General features: G+C 40.6%; 18 protein-coding genes and 1 tRNA gene. 6 read left to right on the top strand and 13 right to left on the bottom strand.

Annotated elements, in window-relative coordinates:
* Nucleotide 1 precedes the first annotated feature (1 nt).
* The 13 genes from D8852_RS05820 to D8852_RS05755 all read right to left on the bottom strand — a co-directional run bounded on the left by D8852_RS05820 (nt 2) and on the right by D8852_RS05755 (nt 13,474).
* Nucleotides 2-994: an ABC transporter ATP-binding protein gene (locus D8852_RS05820; protein WP_070569110.1), complete on the bottom strand. Its 993-nt coding sequence runs from the start codon at nt 992-994 to the stop codon at nt 2-4.
* 320 nt (nt 995-1,314) lie between these two features.
* Nucleotides 1,315-1,860, bottom strand: a complete 546-nt coding sequence (locus D8852_RS05810) for a histidine phosphatase family protein (protein ID WP_084921410.1) — start codon at nt 1,858-1,860, stop codon at nt 1,315-1,317.
* A gap of 50 nt (nt 1,861-1,910) precedes the next feature.
* Nucleotides 1,911-2,843, bottom strand: a complete 933-nt coding sequence (locus D8852_RS05805; RefSeq protein ID WP_185755588.1) for an alpha/beta fold hydrolase — start codon at nt 2,841-2,843, stop codon at nt 1,911-1,913.
* 129 nt (nt 2,844-2,972) lie between these two features.
* Entirely contained in the window at nt 2,973-3,854 is an 882-nt protein-coding gene (locus D8852_RS05800; protein ID WP_001019005.1) for a class II fructose-bisphosphate aldolase, read from the bottom strand.
* A gap of 139 nt (nt 3,855-3,993) precedes the next feature.
* Nucleotides 3,994-5,322: a sensor histidine kinase VncS gene (gene vncS / locus D8852_RS05795; protein WP_125424772.1), complete on the bottom strand. Its 1,329-nt coding sequence runs from the start codon at nt 5,320-5,322 to the stop codon at nt 3,994-3,996.
* Nucleotides 5,319-5,975: a response regulator transcription factor VncR gene (gene vncR / locus D8852_RS05790; RefSeq protein WP_125416680.1), complete on the bottom strand. Its 657-nt coding sequence runs from the start codon at nt 5,973-5,975 to the stop codon at nt 5,319-5,321. The genes vncS and vncR overlap by 4 nt, the downstream gene beginning before the upstream one ends.
* 140 nt (nt 5,976-6,115) lie before the next feature.
* The gene (gene vex3 / locus D8852_RS05785) at nt 6,116-7,495 is read right to left on the bottom strand and encodes an ABC transporter permease subunit Vex3 (protein WP_125424771.1); all 1,380 of its coding nucleotides are present in this window, start codon (nt 7,493-7,495) and stop codon (nt 6,116-6,118) included.
* Between the two features lie 285 nt (nt 7,496-7,780).
* Complete coding sequence (gene vex2 / locus D8852_RS05780) at nt 7,781-8,413, bottom strand: ABC transporter ATP-binding subunit Vex2 (RefSeq protein WP_125424770.1); 633 nt, start codon at nt 8,411-8,413, stop codon at nt 7,781-7,783.
* Nucleotides 8,414-8,540: 127 nt separating this feature from the next.
* Nucleotides 8,541-9,818, bottom strand: a complete 1,278-nt coding sequence (locus D8852_RS05775) for an ABC transporter permease (RefSeq protein ID WP_125416682.1) — start codon at nt 9,816-9,818, stop codon at nt 8,541-8,543.
* 268 nt (nt 9,819-10,086) lie between these two features.
* A tRNA-Leu gene (locus tag D8852_RS05770) sits at nt 10,087-10,172 on the bottom strand.
* An 80-nt stretch (nt 10,173-10,252) separates the two neighbouring features.
* A complete protein-coding gene (locus tag D8852_RS05765) occupies nt 10,253-10,828 on the bottom strand; it encodes a cysteine hydrolase family protein (RefSeq protein ID WP_125416684.1) in 576 nt (191 codons plus the stop codon).
* A complete protein-coding gene (gene codY / locus D8852_RS05760; protein ID WP_125394844.1) occupies nt 10,828-11,616 on the bottom strand; it encodes a GTP-sensing pleiotropic transcriptional regulator CodY in 789 nt (262 codons plus the stop codon). Before codY ends, D8852_RS05765 begins: the two co-directional genes overlap by 1 nt.
* Before the next feature lie 280 nt (nt 11,617-11,896).
* The gene (locus D8852_RS05755; protein WP_125424769.1) at nt 11,897-13,474 is read right to left on the bottom strand and encodes a DEAD/DEAH box helicase; all 1,578 of its coding nucleotides are present in this window, start codon (nt 13,472-13,474) and stop codon (nt 11,897-11,899) included.
* 314 nt (nt 13,475-13,788) lie between these two features.
* Between D8852_RS05755 and D8852_RS05750 the strand changes: the two genes are divergently transcribed.
* The 6 genes from D8852_RS05750 (at nt 13,789) to D8852_RS05725 (ending at nt 21,452) form a co-directional block, all read left to right on the top strand.
* Entirely contained in the window at nt 13,789-15,105 is a 1,317-nt protein-coding gene (locus tag D8852_RS05750) for an FAD-containing oxidoreductase (protein WP_125424768.1), read from the top strand.
* A 164-nt stretch (nt 15,106-15,269) separates the two neighbouring features.
* A complete protein-coding gene (locus D8852_RS05745) occupies nt 15,270-16,475 on the top strand; it encodes a hypothetical protein (RefSeq protein ID WP_125424767.1) in 1,206 nt (401 codons plus the stop codon).
* Between the two features lie 594 nt (nt 16,476-17,069).
* A complete protein-coding gene (locus D8852_RS05740; protein ID WP_125424766.1) occupies nt 17,070-17,825 on the top strand; it encodes a hypothetical protein in 756 nt (251 codons plus the stop codon).
* 291 nt (nt 17,826-18,116) lie between these two features.
* On the top strand, nt 18,117-19,460 hold the full coding sequence (gene murT, locus D8852_RS05735; protein WP_125424765.1) for a lipid II isoglutaminyl synthase subunit MurT: 1,344 nt from the start codon (nt 18,117-18,119) through the stop codon (nt 19,458-19,460).
* Nucleotides 19,460-20,242: a lipid II isoglutaminyl synthase subunit GatD gene (gatD, locus tag D8852_RS05730; RefSeq protein ID WP_125424764.1), complete on the top strand. Its 783-nt coding sequence runs from the start codon at nt 19,460-19,462 to the stop codon at nt 20,240-20,242. Before murT ends, gatD begins: the two co-directional genes overlap by 1 nt.
* 127 nt (nt 20,243-20,369) lie before the next feature.
* Nucleotides 20,370-21,452, top strand: coding sequence for a M24 family metallopeptidase (locus tag D8852_RS05725; RefSeq protein ID WP_125424763.1), 1,083 nt, complete (start codon nt 20,370-20,372; stop codon nt 21,450-21,452).
* Nucleotides 21,453-21,455 lie beyond the last annotated feature (3 nt).

Below are 21,455 nucleotides of genomic sequence, written 5' to 3'. Positions count from 1 at the left end.
CTTAGAGCTCCTTTCGATAGAAGCGACGGATAATATCCTCAATATCCGTATCCACCATCTTCAAATCGCGGATTTCAAAATCAGACAGGGTTTGCTTGATAATATCAGCCGACTGGTAGCGGGAACTGTCGAATTCAATATTGAGGCTGTTTCCTTGTCTATCAATGGTCATATCCGAAGAGCCTTCATAGTGAGAGACAAGATGACTTTGCCCTGGTAGCAGTTCAAAGGAAAGAGTCTTCATCTTGCCAAAGGTTTCCTTGAGCTGGCTAACCGTTCCATCAAAAATCTCTTGCCCCTTATCAATCATAAAAATTCGATCACAGAGTTGCTCAATGTCGCTCAGGTCGTGAGTGGTCAAGAGAATGGTTGTTTCTTCCTCTTGATTGATCTGAGTAATTGCCCGACGAATATTGTCCTTGACCGAAACATCCAAACCAATGGTCGGCTCATCTAAAAAGAGAACCTTGGGATTGTGAAGCAAGGAAGCCGCAATGTCCGCCCTCATCCGTTGCCCCAGTGAAAGAGTTCGCACGGGATCCTTGATAAATTCCTTCAAATCCAAGACTTCATTCAAAAAATCCATGCGTTTATGAAAGAGCGAGTCTGGCACATCGTATATCTCTTTCAAGACCGTATAGGTCTCTTGCAGTGCCAAATCCCACCATAGCTGGGTGCGTTGTCCAAAGACAACCCCGATATCCTTGACATAGTCTTGACGATTGTCCTGTGGAATCTTGCCGTTAATCCGACAAAAACCAGATGTCGGTTTTAAAATTCCTGTCAGCATTTTGATGGTTGTCGACTTCCCAGCACCATTTGCGCCGATAAACCCTAAAATCTGCCCCTTGGGCACCTCAAAGGTCAAATCCTTGACTGCCTCAAATGTCTGCTTTTCAGGATGAATAAAAGAACGCAAAGCCCCCTTCAAGCCCGGTTCCTTAACTGTCTTCACAAAATTTTTCTGAAGATGTTCCACTTCTATCATTGCCATAAATCTCTCCCTATAGCAAGGAATAGCAACATTGTATTTTTAACTACAAATATTCTAAATCCTTACTTTCTACACCTTCTACATTTTATTCTTACAGAAGGCTTTATACCAACCTATTATAGTCCAATAAAAAATGGAATGCAAGCGTTTGCCTGTAGATTATGAAATTAAAGATTTCTCTCTTATAATAATGCTTTTGGTCAAAAATTATGGTTTATTAGTTTACTTAAAACACCAAAAAACCTGCCAAAAAGGGCAGGCTACGAATTGTAAAAAGGCAAACTATTTTAATCAATATGAATCACTATTTAATCAAAGAACTAATCTTTCATAATTCTTTTCACAGTCCCATTTCTATCAATTAGAAAACAATCTGGAAAGGTCATCTGCTCCCATTTTTCATAATCAAAACTGGAATCAAAGTGATGTAGTAGTATTCCTATCAAATTACCGTGTGAACTAAGTAAAATCGTTTTTTCTGAGTATCTCTCTTCCAATTCCATTAAGAAATTTAGTACTCTAGCTAGTGCATCTTGATTTGATTCCCCTTCTGAAAGAGATTCACTGGGATTTTGCCATAAATATTTAATACTGTCTTCAAACTCAGAATCTTTTATAAAGGTTGAAGATAATTTTCGCTCTCGTAACCGATTATCAAGAACTATTTTATCAAATTGAATTGGTGAGCTATTAATTGTTTCAAATGCTCGTTTATAAGGACTAGAAAAATAATAATCAATATTAAAAGAATTCAAAAACTCTAACTGGTCAAGAGATGAAAATCCTTTTTCTGACAAAGTTCTATTAAAATCATCACTCGAAAATCTTGAATGAGCATGTCTAAGTAAAATATAAGAATTATTCATAAGTCATTCCTTTCAATTATTATCATCAGTCTCAATGGATTTTTAAGCCCTCAATTATTCTCTAAAAATTCTTTAATGCGAGAAACAATAGCATCGCTTTGATAATGATAGAGGTCATGAGGCGCATCCATATAGACGACTTGAACATTAGACTGGTCGCTTGCAAATCTCTCTGCATAACGTTGCCACTCAGATTGGCTAAAGCTAGTACCATCACCATTAGAAACCATTAGTAAGGCTGGAATTTTCGGATTAATGTTTGAGGGAACTTTCTTGGCATTTTCCTTTACCGTTTGGGATTCATGAAGCATGGCTTGTGACATCAACTGCTTATAAGCTAGAAGTTTATATTGTTTTCGTTCATTTTCGGTCAGAGTTTGATTTTTTATATAAAAAGACTCAGGGAAGTAGCGTAATAAACCAATCTTGCTACTCCAATATGCCACAGTGAGCAAGGACTGATTCTCCTTTAAATCTTCATAACTTGATGGCAATGCCCAATCTAAACCAATCAAAGCTTTCACTTCATCAGGAAACTTCTCCTGCCAAGCCAGACTCTCTAGACTAGCCATGGAATGAGACAGAATGATAAACGGCCCTGTGATATTTGCTTGCGAAAGAGCTTGGCGAGTCTCAGACAAAACCTCCATCACATCTCTTGAATGATTGCTATCATCACTATAACCATAGCCAGCACGCTCCACGATGACTACCTTATACCGTTTCGATAAGGATTCCGATACATTTTTAAAGTCCAATATGGGAGAAGCAATACCAGCACCTGAGAGAACTACTATAGTCTCAGGACCATCTCCTTCAACGTAAATATTTATTTGATGTCCATTGACGAGAACTTGTTGTCCCATAGGTGTTAGTGAGGCTTGTTCCTTTTCTAAACTAATACGATGAAAGATAAATGTAGCTAGTAAAAACAAAAGAATGAAACTAAGAAAACCAAGAAACCATTTTTTCAGTATTTTCATAGCATTATTGTACAAAAAATAGAACCTTTTAGCAACTTAAGATTGGTTCTTCTACAGTATATTCGCTATATATCCAGACACAAAAAAACCCACCCAATGGGCAGGTTCTGTATGTATTATTCAGCTAGATTAAGCTTTACCTTCTGAACCGAATACGTCGATACGTTCTTCAACTGATGCTTGGATAGCTTTTACACCGTCAGCCAAGAATTTACGTGGGTCGAAGAGTTTTTTCTTGTCGTATTCTGCTTCGTTAGCTTCGTAGTCACGAGCAAATTTACGAGTTGCGTTAGCGAATGCGATTTGACATTCAGTGTTAACGTTAACTTTCGCAACACCAAGTTTGATAGCTGCTTGGATTTGGTCATCAGGGATACCTGAACCACCGTGCAATACGATTGGGAATCCTGGTACAGCTTCAGTCAATTTTTGCAAGTGGTCAAGGTGAAGACCTTTCCAGTTTGCAGGGTATGGACCGTGGATGTTACCGATACCAGCTGCCAAGAAGTCGATACCAGTTGCAACCATTGCTTTAGCATCTTCGATTGGAGCCAATTCACCATCACCGATGATTCCGTCTTCTTCACCACCGATAGTTCCAACTTCAGCTTCTACTGACACACCATTTGCGTGAGCAAATTCTACAACTTTACGAGCTTTTTCAAGGTTTTCTTCAACTGGAAGGTGTGAACCGTCAAACATAACTGAAGTGTAACCAACTTGAATACACTCAAGTGCATCTTCGTAGTGACCGTGGTCAAGGTGGATAGCTACTGGTACAGTGATACCCATTGATTCAACAAGGTTAGCGATCAAGTTGCGAGCAACTTTGTAACCACCCATGTATTTAGCAGCACCCATTGAAGTTTGGATCAAAACTGGAGCTTTTTTAGCTTCTGCTGCACGCAAGATAGCTTGAGTCCACTCAAGGTTGTTTGTGTTAAATCCACCAACTGCATAACCGTTGTCACGAGCTGCTTGGACAAATTTTTCTGCTGAAACGATTGCCATTTGTCAGGCCTCCTATATATTTTTTGGGACATCCCATTTACATTGTTCATTTTATCACTTTTTGATAAAAAAAGCTAGTTTTTCCCATACTTTAGATTGAATTTCTTCCCATCCAATCAATGTAAACCCTTTCTTTCCCTTAGTCTTGCACGACTTTAGGATAACGTATGAAAAAGGTCAAGCGATCATCTTGCATCTCAAAATGATAAGGTAATTTCTCATGTTCTAATAAACTTTTGACCACAAAGAGTCCCATCCCCGAACCCTTGGCCTTGCGACTGGCATTTTCAGAAAAAGACTGGGCCAGTTTTTCTTGTTCTTCAGGACTACAGCTATTCTCGATAAAGAGTTCCCCTTCTCTTTCTCCGATACGGATCAAGCCGCCTAGAGTGGAGTGCTTGATAGCATTACTGATGAGATTCGATAGAATTAGTTTCATGACAGATGGGTTTATGTAAGCCTGCTGATGGGTTAGGCTAATGTCTACCTGAAGTTCTCTCTCCTTGGTGAGCAAAGCATAATCCTTGACCAGACTTTGTGTCATCTGAAGGAGGTCAACCTCTTCTTTCTCCTCTCGCAATTCCTGTACAGAAGAAAGAGACAATATCTGGAGAACGTGGTGACTGAGGTCGTCCACAATCCCCAAGGCAACTCCAAGATAGTGGTCTCTATCCTTATAACGGCCGATATTTTCTTTCATATTTTCGATTAAGATTTTCAAACTAGCCAGAGGTGTTTTCAATTCATGAGAAGCTCCTCGTAGGAACTCAACCTTCATCTTCTCCAGCTGGAGAATAGCTTCATTCTTCTCATGCAAGTCCGCAATAACTGTCAAAAGATGCTGGTAGAGGCTATTGATTTGTTCCTTGAGATCACCTATCTCATCCTTGGAATCCACACGTAATCGCACTTGAGCATCTAGTTCCATCATTCTACGGGTCACCCGCTTGATTTCCAAAATCGGTGCAACAATGGTCCGAGCGTAGATGTAGGCCACCAAGAGGGAAATCAGAAAGGATGCCAGCAAGGTATAGGGGAGAAACTGAAGACTGATTTGCTCTGCTTCCTTTTGCAAATCCATGGAAGACAGAAACTGGAGAGTCATAGTGCTACCATCTTGCGTTTTCACCTCACGCTCCTCGATAAAGAGGGAGGTAGTCTGGCGATCCGTGTCCAGAGGAAGGTTGTCCTTGACTTCTAACTTGTCCTCGGTCATTTCTCCCTTGACAGCTCCTTTGATATCACTGGTCTGGGAATACAAGTCTAACACTTGTTCGATATTTTGCCTATCTTTTCCGTCCAAGGACTGAGCAATGGCTGTCGCTTTCTGGCCAATGGTTTCCTGACGATGGCTCAGATAAGTTGAGGGAAAGAGAAAATAAATGGCTAAATGAAGACAAATAACCAGAACGCTAAAAATCGAGAAGGTATAGATAAATATCTTTGTAAATAAACCTGTTCGTTTCATTTTCGCTCCAATTTATAACCAACATTGCGCACAGTGAGGATGCAATCCAAGTCTAGCTTTTTCCGCAGTTCCTTGATATAGACATCAATAACACGGTCAAAGGGGACCTCATCTGTCGCCTTCCAGACAGCATCGATAATCTGAGAACGAGTCAAGGCCCGGCCTTCATTTTTCACCAGATAGTCCAGAATTTCCAACTCCTTGGCATTAATGGCCACTTCTTGACCTGCTAGGCTTGCACTGTAGCTCTCAAAGTCCACCTTGGTATCCTTATAGGAGAAGATTCGTCCTGTATCGTAGTAGCGCTTGAAAATCGCGTCCACCCTTACTTTTAAAAGGGAGAGGGAAAAGGGTTTTTCCAGATAGCCATCTGCTAGCGAAGCAAAGGCACTCATCTTGTATTCTTCATCCTGAAAGGCGGTCAGCATCAAGACAGGAACCTGACTGCTTTTACGAATCTCGGCTAGGACTTCTAAGCCATTAAGCTTGGGCATCTGGATATCCAGCAGTACTAGAGCTACTTCATAGCTGGAAAATTTTTCCAGAGCTTCTTGACCGTCCGCCGCCTCAATGGTTTCATAGCCACAATCTGTCAAATAGTCACTAATTCCCTCACGGATCATCTCCTCATCTTCTACAATTAAAATTTTCATAGAAAAACGTTTTACATTCCTTTAAATTTCTTGTTAATCTTTTTGTTTCATCCTGATAGGAAGAAGCCTTATCAAGATGAAATAGATAAAAATGCTACCTATATTATACCCCATTTAGGGGAGAATAGGTAGCAAGTTTTTTATTCACTATCGAGCAAGAGCTCTTTTGGTTGTTTTCTGAGGAGATTGCTTGAGGCAAGCGCCATAACGAGAACCACTAGAACCAAGGCAAGGACAAAGACGATGATAAAGTCTGATGTCTGAATAGAAATATCTAGGCTCGACAAGGTCTTGCTAAAGCCGTCTACTTCTGCACCACCACCAAGATTAGAGGCTTGAGCAGCCTTGCTGGCTTGCTTGGCAACACCTGAAGTGACATTGGCAAGAACAGTATTTCCGATGGCACGAGCTGTGTAGTTGGCTAGGAAGTAAGCAGAAACGAGAGCAGGGATGGCAATCAGGATCGATTCGGTGATAAATTGCCCCAAGATACTTGCCTGCTTGAGACCGATAGAGAGGAGGATTCCCACTTCCTTGCGGCGAGCGTTAATCCAAAGACTGAGCAAGAGGGCAAGGAGAAGGACTGAGAAGCTCAAGCTACCCCAGAAGAGGAGGTTGGCCATCTTGTACATACCAGAAATGGATTGCTCAAGAGCTGGGTAGTTAGAGGAGCTCTTCACAAGTGTGTAGCTCTTCCAGTTGATACCACTGATACCATTCAACTCTTTCATGACGTCATCCAAGTTCTTGTCTGCTGTTACAAAGAAGGTTGCGTCCCCATAAATAGCTGTATCTTCTGTGTATCCATAAAGTTTTGCAGCAGTGTGAATGTCTGTGATAGCTGTGTTTTCATAGAGTTCTTGTGAGTAGGTTACTGCAGACTTATTGTGCCCATCAAAGAGTCCCTTGATTGTAACTTCGACTGTTTCCTTGGCACCTTTTTCATTGTCTGCATCGTAGATATTGGAGTCTAGTTTGACCTTATCTCCGACTTTCCAACCGTGTTTAGCTGCCAAGTCCTTGTGCATGAGAATCTTGTCCTTGTCGTCGTTGGTTAGGTGCTCACCTTCAACCAGTTTATAAGAACCAGAGACAAACTTATCTTCTTTTGAGGAGTCATTGACACCTGTAAGCATCAAGCTGCTTCCAAACCGTTTAGCACGATCAGGTGTCAGATTTTTCTTGGTTTCTGGCGTTTCGATGAGTTCATATCCAGTCAAATCTCCGATAGCGTTGATGCGTTTAACATAAGACTCGATAGCCTTATTTTCGGTAATTTTTTTGATATCCTCACCCTTGATATTCCCAGCACCTCGAGGCGTTCCTTGATTGACGCGACGATTGATTTGCATGGAGAAGCTGTTGGTGATATTTTTAAAGGTCTCCTGAGAAGCCTTGGCAGTAGCTCCCTTGATCGACAAGCCGACCAAACTCAAGCTCGCCATGAGGAGAATAATCAGGAAGATAACAATCGATTTGAAAAACTTCCTTGTAACATAGGCAAATGCGTTGTGTAACATAGGTTCCCTTTCTAGATGTTGTTCTATTTCAATGTCTTATAACTTATATAAAATAATTTTTTACTATTTCCCTTAGATTGTGCGGACGGGAGCAACTTCCTGTAGGAATTTCATCCCTAATTTTTGAGCCATATGTCTCAAAAATTCCGGCCTAGATAATAACTTTGTTATTATCTAGGCTATCACTACTACGGGAAATAGTTGTTAATGACTCACTTCGGTTATTATTACTATACACGTATCTGATTACCAACTAATACTATTTTAAAGTTTAATAACTAGATTCTATATTTCAGTCAGTTTCTTATCTTTCAACTCAAGTGTAATATCTGACGCTTGCGCCACTTCTTTACTGTGCGTAACGACGATCACACATTTACCTGTTTTCTCGGCAAGTGATTTGAGCAGTTCGATAATATCTCCAGCAGTTTTAGGGTCCAGATTTCCTGTTGGCTCATCAGCTAGAATAACTGGAGCTTCTGATACCAAACTGCGAGCAATAGCAACACGTTGTTGTTGACCACCTGATAACTGGAGAACATTCCGCTTGATCTGACTTTCATCCAAACCAAGCTCTAGAAGTGTATCCTTGCTTGCCTTTTTGTTGACCAAGCGGATATTTTCCAGTGGAGAAAGGTAATCAATCAAATTATAATTTTGAAAGACCAGAGAAATATGGTGCATGCGATGGTAAGAATAGCCTTTTTCGCGAATATCATTTCCTTCAAAGAGGATTGATCCTTCGACAGGACTATCTAGACCAGCAAGCAGAGACAAGAGAGTGGATTTTCCTGCTCCTGACTCACCAATGATACTATAAAATTTCCCGGGTTCAAAATTATACTTGATCTGATATAAAACTGCCTCAGCAGTGTTCTTATAACGGTAGGTAACATCTTGCAATTGTAATAAAGTCATGATTTCTCCTTCTTATACTCAATGAAAATCAAAGAGCAAACTAGGAAGCTAGCTGCAGGTTGCTCAAAGCACAGCTTTGAGGTTGCAGATAAAGCTGACGCGGTTTGAATTTGATTTTCGAAGAGTATTAACTAATAGATGATAAAATTTCCTTAGGTGATTTTCTAAATAAGAATAGGAAACAAAGGGCTACAGACAAGCAACCAATCAAGAGCAGAAAGACATAGGATTCTGCAAAGGATAGGAGACTGGTTGATAGACCGCTTGCTTTTGCCAGCGTGTCCTGTAAGCTTGTCTGATCTCCACTGGCTAGGACAGTTTGGAGCAGATAGGATGTAATGGCATTTCCAGCGATAAAGGATGGAAGCAAAGCTCCGAGAGATACCAAAACTACCTCTAAACAGAATTGTAGGAAGATCAAACTCTTGCCTTTTCCAAGTGCCAGTAAAATCCCTACTTCGTAGACCCTTTCTCTCAACCATAGAGACAAGACCAAAATTAAGGCTCCAGCTCCAGCTATCAACATCCCATAAAGGAAGATGGTCAGGAAGGTTTGGAAGGTTGCAACTGAGTCTTTGATTTGTTCAAAGGCCTTGTTTTCCTTCTCAACTTGGTAACCTTGACTTTCCAAAGCCAAGTTTTCCACCTGCTTCATGAGTCCATCCATTTCCTTAGGATTTTCTACATAGAAGCGCGCTGCACTGACTTGCGGTTCACTATTTCCCAAAAGAGTTTGGCTACTTTCATAGTCTGTAAAGACCTGGTTTTCACTGAAGTCAGAAGATAAGCCTGTGAATTTTTCTTGTTTTTTACCAGAAAAGATTCCGACAATCTCAAACTCAACGGTTTGTCCTTTTCCAGCTTCGGACTGCCCAGCATCCAAACGAATCTTGTCATGAAGCGAAAGACCGTTCTTCTTAGCCAACTCTTCGTGGATGAGGATTTTCTTGGAATCTCCTTTTTGAAGGTGTCGACCTTCTTTTAGGTTGAAAGCCGAGCTGGTAAAGGTAACATCCTTGGCTGAATCTTCAAGAGCCGTTAAGCTAACCAAATTCTTGTCCGCAGCTGACAAATCATCTCGCTCTACGCTCTGCTCACCACTCACTGCTTCCTTGTCTTTCAGTTTTGCGACCGTCTCAAGTTCAGGAGAGATATTTTCCAGTCCCTTAATCTTGCTCACGGATGCTAGGTCTGACAACTTGAAAGTCTGACCATTCTCTATCTTTTTGATAGAAAAAGATGTGTTGAGTGATTTGTAAAGATTACTTTCTACTGTTTTGTTGGACTTCATCAGAGTCAAACAGGCTGAAATTCCGGCCAATAGGACCAATAAAATCAGAAATAAAATAAAACTTCTCAGTCGTTTTCTGCTGACATAAGCCCAAGCTCTTTGGATTGGATTCATTTGTCACCTCCATATTTGTAAGACTATTATAAAATCCAAATATGAAATGTTTATGAAATCAAAAAAATTTTTTGATTTATTTTTTGAAAAAATAAAGAAAGCTAGCAACTGCCAACTTTCTTCATATAGAACACGTTTTACCAATCAAAAACCGACTCCATGCCATAAATGATAGTTCTTGATGCCAATACCTTCCGATATCCAAAATACCTCTTCTAGCCCTCTTTTTGAAAACAAAAAGAGCTAGCTAAAGCTAACTCTTATCCTATGCGGAGAGAGGGACTTGAACCCTCACGACCTAAAGCGGTCACAGGATCCTTAGTCCTGCGCGTCTGCCAATTCCGCCATCCCCGCGTCGATTACTTTACTAGTATATCAACTTTCAAAATCTTTGTCAACACTTTTTTCAGATTTTTTTCATTTTTCCAAGGGAATCATTCTTTAATTTCAGCCAAATTTTCATCCAACAATTTGGCTCCCAGAGTGTTCTTAAAATGTCCAAGAGCAAACTGATGATTTTCTGGCCAGATGGAAGCAACCGCAGGCTTGACAACCTCGATTTGATAACCTAAATTATAAGCATCAATAGCCGTATGGAGAACACAAATATCTGTCAAAACACCAGTTAAGATGACTGTATCAACTCGACGTTCTCGCAAGCGGATATCTAGGTCCGTACCTGAAAATGCTGAATAGTGACGCTTGTCCATCCAAAAGACACGACTATCCGCCTCATGCTCAGCATAAAAGTCAGCTAGGGGGCCATAAAGTTTACGCCCACTAGTTCCGATGATGTTGTGTGGTGGAAAGAGCTTGCTTTCTGGGTGGAATGTATCCTTCTCCTCATGAGCATCAATGGTAAAAAAGACATAATACCCACGTTCAAAAGCCAGTCTGGTTACGCGATTGATTGCTTCTGATATGGCTTGAGCAGGCGCTCCAGCAGTTAGCTTTCCATGGTCTGCTACGAAATCCTCTGTATAGTCAATTGAGATTAAAGCCTTTGCCATTAGTAGTCCCTCTTTTTCACTTCCTCAAAGATATCTGAAATCAATACTTTGAGATAGGTTCCCTTCATTCCTAGTGAACGGCTTTCAATAATTCCTGCCGACTCTAGCTTACGGAGAGCATTGACGATCACTGAGCGCGTAATACCGATACGATCTGCAATAACTGATGCAGTCAGCTGCCCTTCATTTCCATCCAACTCAGCTAAAATAGCTGAAACAGCACGAAGTTCTGAGTAAGAGAGGGTATTAACCGCCATAGTAACAGCCGTACGACGGCGGATATTTTTCTCGTCTTCTTCACGTTGGAAGTTCAAGAGTTGAATCCCCACAACCGTGCTCGCAATCTCAACAAGAATCAAATCCTCATCTTCAAATTTCTTGTCATTACGCCAAATAATCAAGGAACCTAGTCGAATCCCTGATACATGAATGGGAGCAATGGTTGTCAAACCATCTGGAAAATCCGCACGGCTCTCTACAGGAAAAATAGTCAAATCATGTTCAACAGGAAGATTGGCTTCTGTATCATAGATCATGTTTGCCCCTTGTACATAGTCATCTGGGAACGTCTTGGTTTGGAAAAACTGCTCTACACGGTCTGTATTAGTTTTATAGCGCATAAAGTAGCCCAAAAGACGGCCCTTGCTATTGACAATACAGGCATTGCAATCAATAATGTCTGCTAGTTGACGTGTAATGGCATTGTATGGAAGTTCATCCTGCATCTGCTCTTCTGAGCGTTTTAAAATTGATGTAATTTTTCTTGTTTTTTCTAATAAATGTGCCATTTTTTACCTCGCATATAATCGCTTCCATTATAACATAGAAAAGTCTTTATTTCAATAATTATCTGAAAATTGCTTATTGAATTGCAATTTTTAAAAGCAAAAATATTTTATAAAAATAGCAATTTTTTATTGACATTCTGTTTGGATTTTTATATAATAATATTATAAGAAGATGGATTAAAGTTCCCCTTCCCATCTCACCTTTCCTTTACTTTTATACATCTTCTTTTACTATCGGTCTCCTTATATAAAAAAGCGATTCATTTTGAACCGCTTTTTCTTATTTATCGCCCTTGTTACGAATAACAAAGCCTGTTTTCTTTTCACTTGAAGTGTTGCGAGGTTTTTTATTGTCTTTATTATGGTAACGTTTGTCTTTATCAAAACGGTCGTTTCCACGACTACCTTTCTTGAACTCATCACGACGACCATTGCCACGGCGATCACGGTCTCGACGGTCGTCTCCACGACGGCCTCCTCGACCTCCCTTAGCTTTGCCACCAAAGCCATTACCTGATGGTTTAAATGGCAGTGGTTTTTCACGCGCAATCTCCACTTCAGGAAGGTTGTCTGGATCTTGGACTGTCAGGCTCAAGATATACATAGCCAATTCTTCTGGACTAAATTCTGCAGCTAACTTACGAGCATCTTTAGTAAATTTCTCAAAGTTTCCACGAATAGTTTCGTCTGCAAAATCACGTTCGATTTTCTTGAGCGCTACTTGTTTCTTAGCTTGGAAAGCTTCTTCTGCTGTCGCTGGTTTCAAGCCTTTCATGCGTTTCTTAGTCAAGTTTTCGATGATTTGGAGATAGCCCATTTCATTTGGTGCTACGAAAGTAATGGACTGACCTGACTTACCAGCACGCCCTGTACGACCGATACGGTGGACATAACTTTCAGGATCTTGTGGAATATCGTAGTTGTAGACATGGGTCACACCTGAGATATCCAAACCACGAGCTGCTACGTCTGTTGCAACTAGAACATCGAGATTACCATTTTTAAAATCACGAAGGACACGAAGACGTTTGTTTTGGTCTAAGTCACCATGAATTCCTTCAGCACGGAAGCCACGGATTTTAAGCCCACGAGTCAATTCATCCACGCGACGTTTGGTGCGACCAAATACGATAGCAAGTTCTGGTTGTTCCACGTCCATGAGACGTGTCATAGTGTCAAATTTCTCTTGTTCCTTGACACGGATATAGTACTGATCAACCAGTTCTGTTGTCAATTCCTTGGCAGCAATCTTGACATGCTCAGGTTCTTTCATGAACTGAACACCGATACGCTTGATAGCTTCTGGCATAGTTGCTGAAAAGAGCAAGGTTTGGCGGCTCACTGGCACTCGAGAGATAATGGCTTCGATGTCTTCAAGGAAGCCCATGTTGAGCATTTCATCCGCTTCATCAAGGATGAGGGTTTCAATGTCTTGCAATTTCAAGGCCTTGCGTTTAATCAAATCCAAGAGACGGCCTGGTGTTCCTACCACGATGTGAGCACCAGATTTAAGGGCCTTGATTTGTTTCTCAATGCTTGAACCACCGTAAACTGAACGAACTTTCACTCCCTTGCTACGGCCAAAGCGGAAAAGTTCTTCTTGACTTTGAACAGCGAGTTCACGAGTTGGAGCGATGACCAAGGCTTGGATGGTCGCTTCTTCTGTACGGATTTTTTCAAGGGTTGGTAAGCCAAATGCCGCAGTTTTCCCTGTACCAGTCTGGGCTTGACCGATAACGTCTTTTCCCTCAAGAGCCAAAGGAATAGTTTGCTCTTGGATAGGACTTGCTTCTACAAATCCAGCTTTTTCAATCTCTGCTAGCAATTCAGCAGACAAGTTAAATTCATTAAATTTCACGTTTTTCTTCTTTCTAAAGGTGGTGCGAAGCCACCCTATAGCGCTTAGCATATACTTTTCTTTTCATGACGTATCTTCTTCAAAACGAGATACCGTGTTGCTTCTTTTCCACGAAAGAAAAGTACGAGTTTCTTTGCAACCTATCTAGTATAACACAAGAGCGAGGCAAAAGATAGTAGAATCCATTAGGAAAATCATGTAAACGATTTTCCACAAATATAAATACATCCTTATATGGTTCGTTTCTCCCGTAGCAGAATTGTGCAAAAGTTTTTTTCTTGTGCTAGAATGAAACCAAATAGGAGGATATAAAAATGTTAACTTATGATTTAATCGTTATTGGATTCGGTAAAGCTGGGAAAACACTAGCTGGTAAATTAGCTTCAGCTGGAAAAAAAGTAGCTCTTGTCGAACGTAGCAAAGCTATGTACGGTGGAACTTGTATCAACATCGGTTGTATCCCAACTAAGACCTTGCTAGTTGCTGCTGAGAAAGATTTGTCTTTTGAAGAAGTCATTGCTACCAAAAATACTATCACTAGTCGCCTCAACGGTAAAAACTATGCTACTGTTGCTGGTACAGGTGTGGATATCTTTGATGCGGAAGCTCACTTCCTTTCAAACAAGGTCATCGAAATCCAAGCAGGTGACGAAAAACAAGAACTGACTGCTGAAACTATCGTTATCAACACTGGTGCTGTTTCAAACGTCTTGCCAATCCCTGGACTTGCTACAAGCAAAAACGTCTTTGACTCAACAGGTATCCAAAACTTGGACAAATTGCCTGAAAAACTTGGAGTCCTTGGTGGTGGAAACATCGGTCTTGAATTTGCAGGTCTTTACAACAAACTTGGAAGCAAGGTAACCGTTCTAGATGCCTTGGATACTTTCCTACCTCGTGCAGAACCTTCCATCGCAGCTCTTGCTAAACAATACATGGAAGAAGACGGTATTGAATTGCTTCAAAACATCCATACTACTGAAATCAAAAACGACGGTGACCAAGTCCTTGTCGTAAATGAAAAGGAAACTTACCGTTTCGATGCCCTTCTCTATGCAACTGGACGTAAACCAAATGTAGAACCACTTCAACTTGAAAACACAGACATTGAACTAACTGAGCGTGGTGCTATCAAGGTCGACAAACACTGTCAAACAAACGTTCCTGGTGTCTTTGCAGTTGGAGATGTCAACGGTGGACCTCAATTTACCTACATTTCACTTGATGACTTCCGCGTTGTCTACAGCTACCTTGCTGGAGATGGCAGCTACACACTTGAAGACCGCCTCAATGTACCAAATACTATGTTCATCACACCTGCACTTTCACAAGTTGGTTTGACGGAAAGCCAAGCAGCTGATTTGAAACTTCCATACGCTGTTAAGGAAATCCCTGTTGCTGCCATGCCTCGTGGTCACGTAAATGGCGACCTTCGCGGAGCTTTCAAAGCTGTTGTCAACACTGAAACAAAAGAAATTCTCGGAGCAAGTATCTTCTCAGAAGGTTCTCAAGAAATCATCAACATCATCACTGTTGCCATGGACAACAAGATTCCTTATACTTACTTCACAAAACAAATCTTCACTCACCCAACCTTGGCTGAGAACTTGAATGACTTGTTTGCGATTTAAGATTTCAAATATTCTACACAAGACAAGTATCCATTTTGGTGCTTGTCTTTTTCTATCCAGTCCATAGTTTCCTTACAAGATTATTTGTGCTTTTAGCTTTAAAAGCTTATAATATAGGTGTAGGATGTTGTCTTCATTTTCTGTTCAAAGAGGAGGCTAATCAAATGGGAAAGCAAGTTAAATCACAAAAACACACTCCTTTTTCCTTCCTATCCAAAGAAAAAAGTACGGCTGTGAAAACACTGGTTTTCTGTGTTAGTATAGTCTTCATTTTTCTCCTACTTTTCTGGATGCTTTTTCGCTTGATTTCACCTCAAAAACAGCAATTCACAGTCAATCAAGCTGCTGATTTTTACCTTGTCAATTCGAAATCCATTCAAAGTTATCAGTTGCAAAACGATCAGTTTCAGCTCATGAAGACTGAGGACGTCTCCATTGCAGAAGATGTCAATTTCTGGTTTCCTCAGGGACGGTTTGACAATCGCTATCTCGTCTTTTCATCTGGAAATACCAGAGGGAAAGCATCCACTCAGAACATCGTATCTCTTGACTTTCAGACAGGGGACATCCGACAAACTTCAACTCCCTTCTATGCTTATTCGGGAGCTGGAGTATCAGACAAGTTCTTCTACACAGGCCAAACTACAACTGAGGATGGGGTGCTCAGTATGTTTGACATCTCAGGAAAGCTGATTACTCAGAAAACATTTTCCGAGTCCACTTCCTTTCCAATCCAGTTTCACGGAAAAGGAAATCGCCTCTACCTCGGTCTGGGATTTCATGATGAGTCTCGCCAACGACCCGCTTTAGTGTTTGATGGATATTTAGTTGAATTAGACGAAAATGACCAACTAAAAGAATTGTCTCGCACACCTCTGACAAGCGAAGGAAAGATCGTTGAAATGTTGACTTCTTCTGAATTAATCGGTGACAATTATTACAGTAGCGTTGCTTATACCCGAAATACGGAAACTTTCTCCAAAGATCCAGACAATCGCATACTTGTCATGAACTTGTCTAGTAAGGAAAAGCACTTCATCACGCTACCAGAGGACAATCCCAATCTTCTTTATAAAACACCGAAAGAAGACCGATTGATTGTTAAACATGAAGCGGACGGAAATGATCGCTGTGCCTTATCTATTGTTAATCTCTCTGATGAATCTAGCTATCTAATCAATGTCAGAAAAGATTTACCTGACTCTACAGAAGAGATAATACACATCGATGCAAGTTTGACAAACAAGGTATTGATCGTAACTAATCAACATTTCTTATTGTATTCATTAGAAAATGGCCAACTTTTAACTAAAACAAAATTGGAACTGAAGCAAAATGACTTCCCAATCGCAACTTGGTTTCAGAACTAATCACTCACAGCCCTCGTCGGGCTGTTTTTGTTTCTGCGAAATCTCAAATCTGTCTTTTCTTTCTTTTATGATATAATGTCCACACTTTACTTAGCAGTCCTAATTTTATATATAGATTGAGTCTCAGATCACTCTTTCAAATATCAGCAATACATATGACTTTGAATAACTCGCTTCAACTCATCGTTTTATGGGTAATTTAAAAAGTTTATTTTGCAATGATTGTTTCATGCCCAATTAGGTAAATTATCCACTCTTTGCGCGGGTCGTATTTGTATTTTCATCGTTTGTGGGAAGATTTTACCGTTTATAAATTGATGGTTAAGTCTATATATTTTTTCTTCTCAAATATTTTCCAAATTATTTAATCTTTTTAAAGATAAGAACAACTTTCTAATTAATCAAAGGATACTTCAAATTTCTTCATTCTTGATAATATGAGCAAAACTCCGCAAAATGTTTAAACTTTATCATTGTAAAAAATATCGAAAGAAATCCCATATTACATTAGTATATATTTGGTATGGGATGAAATTGACTTTCGAAAATATTAACTATATAATGTCTGTAAACAAGAAATAATGAGGTAACGATATGAATAAAACTGAATTACTGTTACAAAGACTGGATGAGATTGCTCAGTCTCTAAAAGATTCGAAACAAGCACTAGCTTTGCTGGCACTTGGTTCTTGCGGAGCAGAAAGAGAACGATTGGATCAATACTCAGATTTGGATTTTTTTGTTATTGTAAAAGATGGCTACAAGCAGGCCTATATACAGGATCTAACTTGGTTAAGTAATCTAGAACCAATTGCATTTCACTACCAAAATACAGTAGACGGACATAAAGTTCTATTTGAAGATGATGTTTTTTGTGAATTTGCTATCTTTGAAGCTCATGAACTAGTAAACATTCCCTTCGCTGAAGGCAAGATTGTCTGGAAGGAGGTCGGTTTTGATGAAACAATCTGCCAGCCACAAAGATTGCCATCAAAAGAAAATAGAGACCGTGAATGGCTGTTGGGAGAAATTTTATGCAATCTATATATAGGACTAGGTCGCTACCAACGAGGCGAAAAATTAGCTGCTTATGATTTGATCCAAAACAGATCCGTCAAGCTTTGGACTGAACTAATCAGTTTGGAAACAACTTCTAAATCTAATTTTATAGATATCTTTAATACCAACAGACGATTTGAAGAAGGTTATCCAAAGGAAGTCAAGCAATTGCCTCACTTTTTGCAAGGTTACGAACGCATTTCTGAGTCTGCTCAAGTACTCCTAGAATATCTGGATAAATACTATTCTCTTAACCCATTTATAAAAGAAAAAATTCGTAATTTATTATAAAAGAGACTTTCCAAAAAATGATCTAAATCCTAAAAGTTAGGTATCTTTGTCAGCTATAATGGATTAATGAAATTTTAAAACCTGTAGAAGGTAATCGATGTCCTCTCCTTTCTTATGTTCAGAGCAAGAAAGATTTATTTCTTAAAGTTGCCAAAGTTATCAAATCCAAAGATATTGTATTTGATTGGTTTAATCAGAACCTAAAAAGCACCTCTAAGGTTACTTCTTTAGTTGATCTTAGAGGTTACTTTAGTTATTGGACTGCTGGGCGCAGTATGATATAATAGAAACATGGAATTAAAAACTACTTTGGGCCTCCTAGCTGGGCGTTCATCTCACTTCATCTTGAGCCGTCTTGGTCGTGGAAGTACGCTCCCTGGAAAACTTGCCCTTCAATTTGATAAAGATATTTTACAAAATCTAGCTAAGAACTATGAGATTGTCGTGGTCACTGGAACCAATGGAAAAACCTTAACAACTGCCCTCACTGTTGGCATTTTAAAAGAAGTTTATGGTCAGGTTCTGACCAATCCTAGTGGCGCTAACATGATCACAGGGATTACGACAACCTTCTTGACTGCCAAATCCTCTAAAACTGGAAAAAACATTGCCGTTCTAGAAATCGACGAAGCCAGTCTTTCTCGTATCTGTGACTACATCCATCCTAGCCTTTTTGTCATCACTAACATTTTCCGTGATCAGATGGACCGCTATGGTGAGATTTACACAACTTATAACATGATTTTGGATGCCATTCGTAAGGTGCCTACGGCTACTGTTCTCCTCAATGGTGACAGTCCGCTTTTCTACAAGCCATCTATTTCAAATCCAGTTCAGTATTTTGGTTTTGACTTGGAAAAAGGACCAGCCCAACTAGCTCACTACAATACCGAAGGGATTCTCTGCCCTGACTGTCAAGGCATCCTCAAATATGAACATAATACCTATGCAAACTTGGGTGCCTATATCTGTGAAAATTGTGGATGTAAACGTCCTGACTTGGACTACCGTCTGACGGAATTGGTTGAGTTGACTAACAATCGCTCTCGCTTTGTCATTGACGGACAAGAATACGGCATTCAAATCGGTGGACTTTACAACATCTACAATGCCCTAGCTGCGGTTGCCATTGCTCGATTCCTCGGCGCAGATTCGCAACGGATCAAGCATGGATTTGATAAGGGTCGCGCTGTCTTTGGACGCCAAGAAACATTCCATATCGGCGATAAGGAATGTACCCTTGTCCTCATCAAAAATCCAGTCGGTGCGACCCAAGCTATCGAGATGATCAAACTAGCCCCTTATCCATTTAGCCTATCTGTCCTCCTTAATGCCAACTATGCTGATGGGATTGACACTAGCTGGATCTGGGATGCTGACTTTGAACAAATCACTGACATGGACATTCCTGAAATTAACGCTGGTGGTGTTCGTCATTCTGAAATCGCACGCCGTCTACGAGTGACAGGCTACCCAGCTGATAAAATCACTGAGACAAGCAATCTGGAGCAAGTTCTCAAGACCATTGAGAACCAAGAATGCAAGCATGCCTATATCCTAGCAACCTATACGGCTATGCTGGAATTCCGCGAGCTGCTGGCTAGTCGTCAGATTGTTAGAAAGGAGATGAACTAATGGTTTATACTTCACTTTCCTCAAAAGCTGGCAATTACCCTTATCAGCTCAACATTGCCCACCTCTATGGAAACCTCATGAATACCTACGGGGACAACGGCAATATCCTCATGCTCAAGTATGTGGCTGAAAAACTGGGAGCTCATGTAACAGTTGATATCGTTTCTCTCCATGATGACTTTGATGAAAATCACTACGACATCGCCTTTTTCGGTGGAGGTCAAGACTTTGAACAAAGTATCATCGCTAGCGACCTGCCTGCTAAAAAGGAGAGCATTGACAACTACATCCAAAACGACGGAGTAGTTCTCGCTATCTGCGGTGGTTTCCAACTATTGGGGCAATATTATGTTGAAGCTTCAGGCAAACGCATCGAAGGGCTAGGGGTCATGGGCCACTATACCCTCAACCAGACCAATAATCGCTTTATCGGTGACATCAAGATCCATAATGACGAATTCAATGAAACCTACTATGGATTTGAAAATCACCAAGGCCGTACCTTCCTCTCAGATGACCAAAAACCGCTGGGACAGGTGGTCTATGGAAATGGAAACAACGAGGAAAAGGTCGGCGAAGGGGTTCATTATAAGAATGTCTTTGGTTCCTACTTCCACGGACCTATCCTCTCTCGCAATGCCAATCTAGCTTATCGCCTGGTCACTACTGCCCTTAAGAAAAAATACGGTCAGGATATCCAACTCCCTGCCTATGAGGACATCCTCAGTCAAGAAATCGCTGAAGAATACAGTGACGTGAAAAGCAAGGCTGACTTTTCTTAAACCAAGGAAAACCATATCAAAGAACTCCCCTATCTTGCCGGAGTTCTTTTTGCCTGTTCTTTTACCCTTCTCCCTTGCATTTTCTCTCTTTTTTTGCCAAAATAGAGGTGTAGAAAGAAGGTAGCATATGTCTAAATTACAACAAATCCTAACATATCTTGAATCAGAAAAACTAGACGTCGCTGTCGTATCTGACCCCGTCACTATCAATTACCTCACTGGCTTTTACAGTGATCCCCATGAACGCCAAATGTTCCTCTTTGTTCTAGCAGATCAGGAACCTCTCCTCTTTGTCCCAGCTCTCGAAGTGGAGCGTGCAACCAATACTGTTTCCTTCCCAGTTGTGGGCTATGTGGATTCTGAAAATCCATGGCAAAAAATCAAAAACGCTTTGCCGCAGCACGACTTCAAACGTGTTGCTGTTGAGTTTGACAACCTCATCTTAACCAAATACCATGGTTTGAAAACAGTCTTTGAGGCTGCTGAGTTTGAAAACCTCACTCCTCGCATCCAACGCATGCGCCTCATCAAATCAGCTGATGAAGTGCAAAAAATGATGGTTGCAGGTCTCTATGCTGATAAGGCTGTAAAAGTTGGTTTTGACAACATTTCTCTTGATAAAACAGAAACAGACATCATTGCCCAAATTGACTTTGCCATGAAACGTGAAGGCTATGAAATGAGCTTTGATACTATGGTTTTGACTGGCGATAACGCTGCAAATCCACACGGAATTCCTGGTGCAAACAAGGTCGAAAAAGACGCCCTTCTCCTCTTTGACCTGGGTGTTATGGTCAATGGCTATGCATCAGATATGACTCGTACAGTAGCTGTCGGCAAACCAGACCAATTCAAGAAAGATATTTACAACTTGACCCTTGAAGCCCAACAAGCTGCTCTTGACTTTATCAAGCCAGGTGTGACTGCCCATGAAGTGGACCGCGCTGCCCGTGAAGTCATTGAAAAAGCTGGTTATGGTGAGTACTTCAACCATCGTCTCGGTCACGGTATCGGTATGGATGTCCACGAATTCCCATCCATCATGGAAGGAAACGACATGGTCATTGAAGAAGGCATGTGCTTCTCTGTTGAACCTGGTATCTATATCCCTGGTAAAGTCGGTGTCCGCATCGAAGACTGTGGTGTTGTTACCAAGGATGGCTTTGACCTCTTTACAAGCACCAGCAAAGATTTGCTTTATTTTGATTAATAT

This window comes from Streptococcus mitis (genome assembly GCF_003942695.1).
Lineage (GTDB): Bacteria > Bacillota > Bacilli > Lactobacillales > Streptococcaceae > Streptococcus > Streptococcus mitis_BD.
Note: the sequence above shows the minus strand (reverse complement) of the source record. Positions and strands in the feature narration are given on the sequence as shown.

Bases quoted from the DNA above. Each gene is read 5' to 3' on its own strand.
- vncR (WP_125416680.1), bottom strand. From the start codon at position 5,975: ATGAAAATTTTAATTGTAGAAGATGAGGAGATGATCCGTGAGGGAATT.
- codY (WP_125394844.1), bottom strand. From the start codon at position 11,616: ATGGCACATTTATTAGAAAAAACAAGAAAAATTACATCAATTTTAAAA.
- D8852_RS05745 (WP_125424767.1), top strand. From the start codon at position 15,270: ATGGGAAAGCAAGTTAAATCACAAAAACACACTCCTTTTTCCTTCCTA.
- murT (WP_125424765.1), top strand. From the start codon at position 18,117: ATGGAATTAAAAACTACTTTGGGCCTCCTAGCTGGGCGTTCATCTCAC.
- D8852_RS05740 (WP_125424766.1), top strand. From the start codon at position 17,070: ATGAATAAAACTGAATTACTGTTACAAAGACTGGATGAGATTGCTCAG.
- D8852_RS05775 (WP_125416682.1), bottom strand. From the start codon at position 9,818: ATGAATCCAATCCAAAGAGCTTGGGCTTATGTCAGCAGAAAACGACTG.
- D8852_RS05810 (WP_084921410.1), bottom strand. From the start codon at position 1,860: ATGAATAATTCTTATATTTTACTTAGACATGCTCATTCAAGATTTTCG.
- D8852_RS05805 (WP_185755588.1), bottom strand. From the start codon at position 2,843: ATGAAAATACTGAAAAAATGGTTTCTTGGTTTTCTTAGTTTCATTCTT.
- D8852_RS05750 (WP_125424768.1), top strand. From the start codon at position 13,789: ATGTTAACTTATGATTTAATCGTTATTGGATTCGGTAAAGCTGGGAAA.
- vncS (WP_125424772.1), bottom strand. From the start codon at position 5,322: ATGAAACGAACAGGTTTATTTACAAAGATATTTATCTATACCTTCTCG.
- D8852_RS05765 (WP_125416684.1), bottom strand. From the start codon at position 10,828: ATGGCAAAGGCTTTAATCTCAATTGACTATACAGAGGATTTCGTAGCA.
- D8852_RS05800 (WP_001019005.1), bottom strand. From the start codon at position 3,854: ATGGCAATCGTTTCAGCAGAAAAATTTGTCCAAGCAGCTCGTGACAAC.
- vex2 (WP_125424770.1), bottom strand. From the start codon at position 8,413: ATGACTTTATTACAATTGCAAGATGTTACCTACCGTTATAAGAACACT.
- vex3 (WP_125424771.1), bottom strand. From the start codon at position 7,495: ATGTTACACAACGCATTTGCCTATGTTACAAGGAAGTTTTTCAAATCG.
- D8852_RS05725 (WP_125424763.1), top strand. From the start codon at position 20,370: ATGTCTAAATTACAACAAATCCTAACATATCTTGAATCAGAAAAACTA.
- D8852_RS05820 (WP_070569110.1), bottom strand. From the start codon at position 994: ATGGCAATGATAGAAGTGGAACATCTTCAGAAAAATTTTGTGAAGACA.
- gatD (WP_125424764.1), top strand. From the start codon at position 19,460: ATGGTTTATACTTCACTTTCCTCAAAAGCTGGCAATTACCCTTATCAG.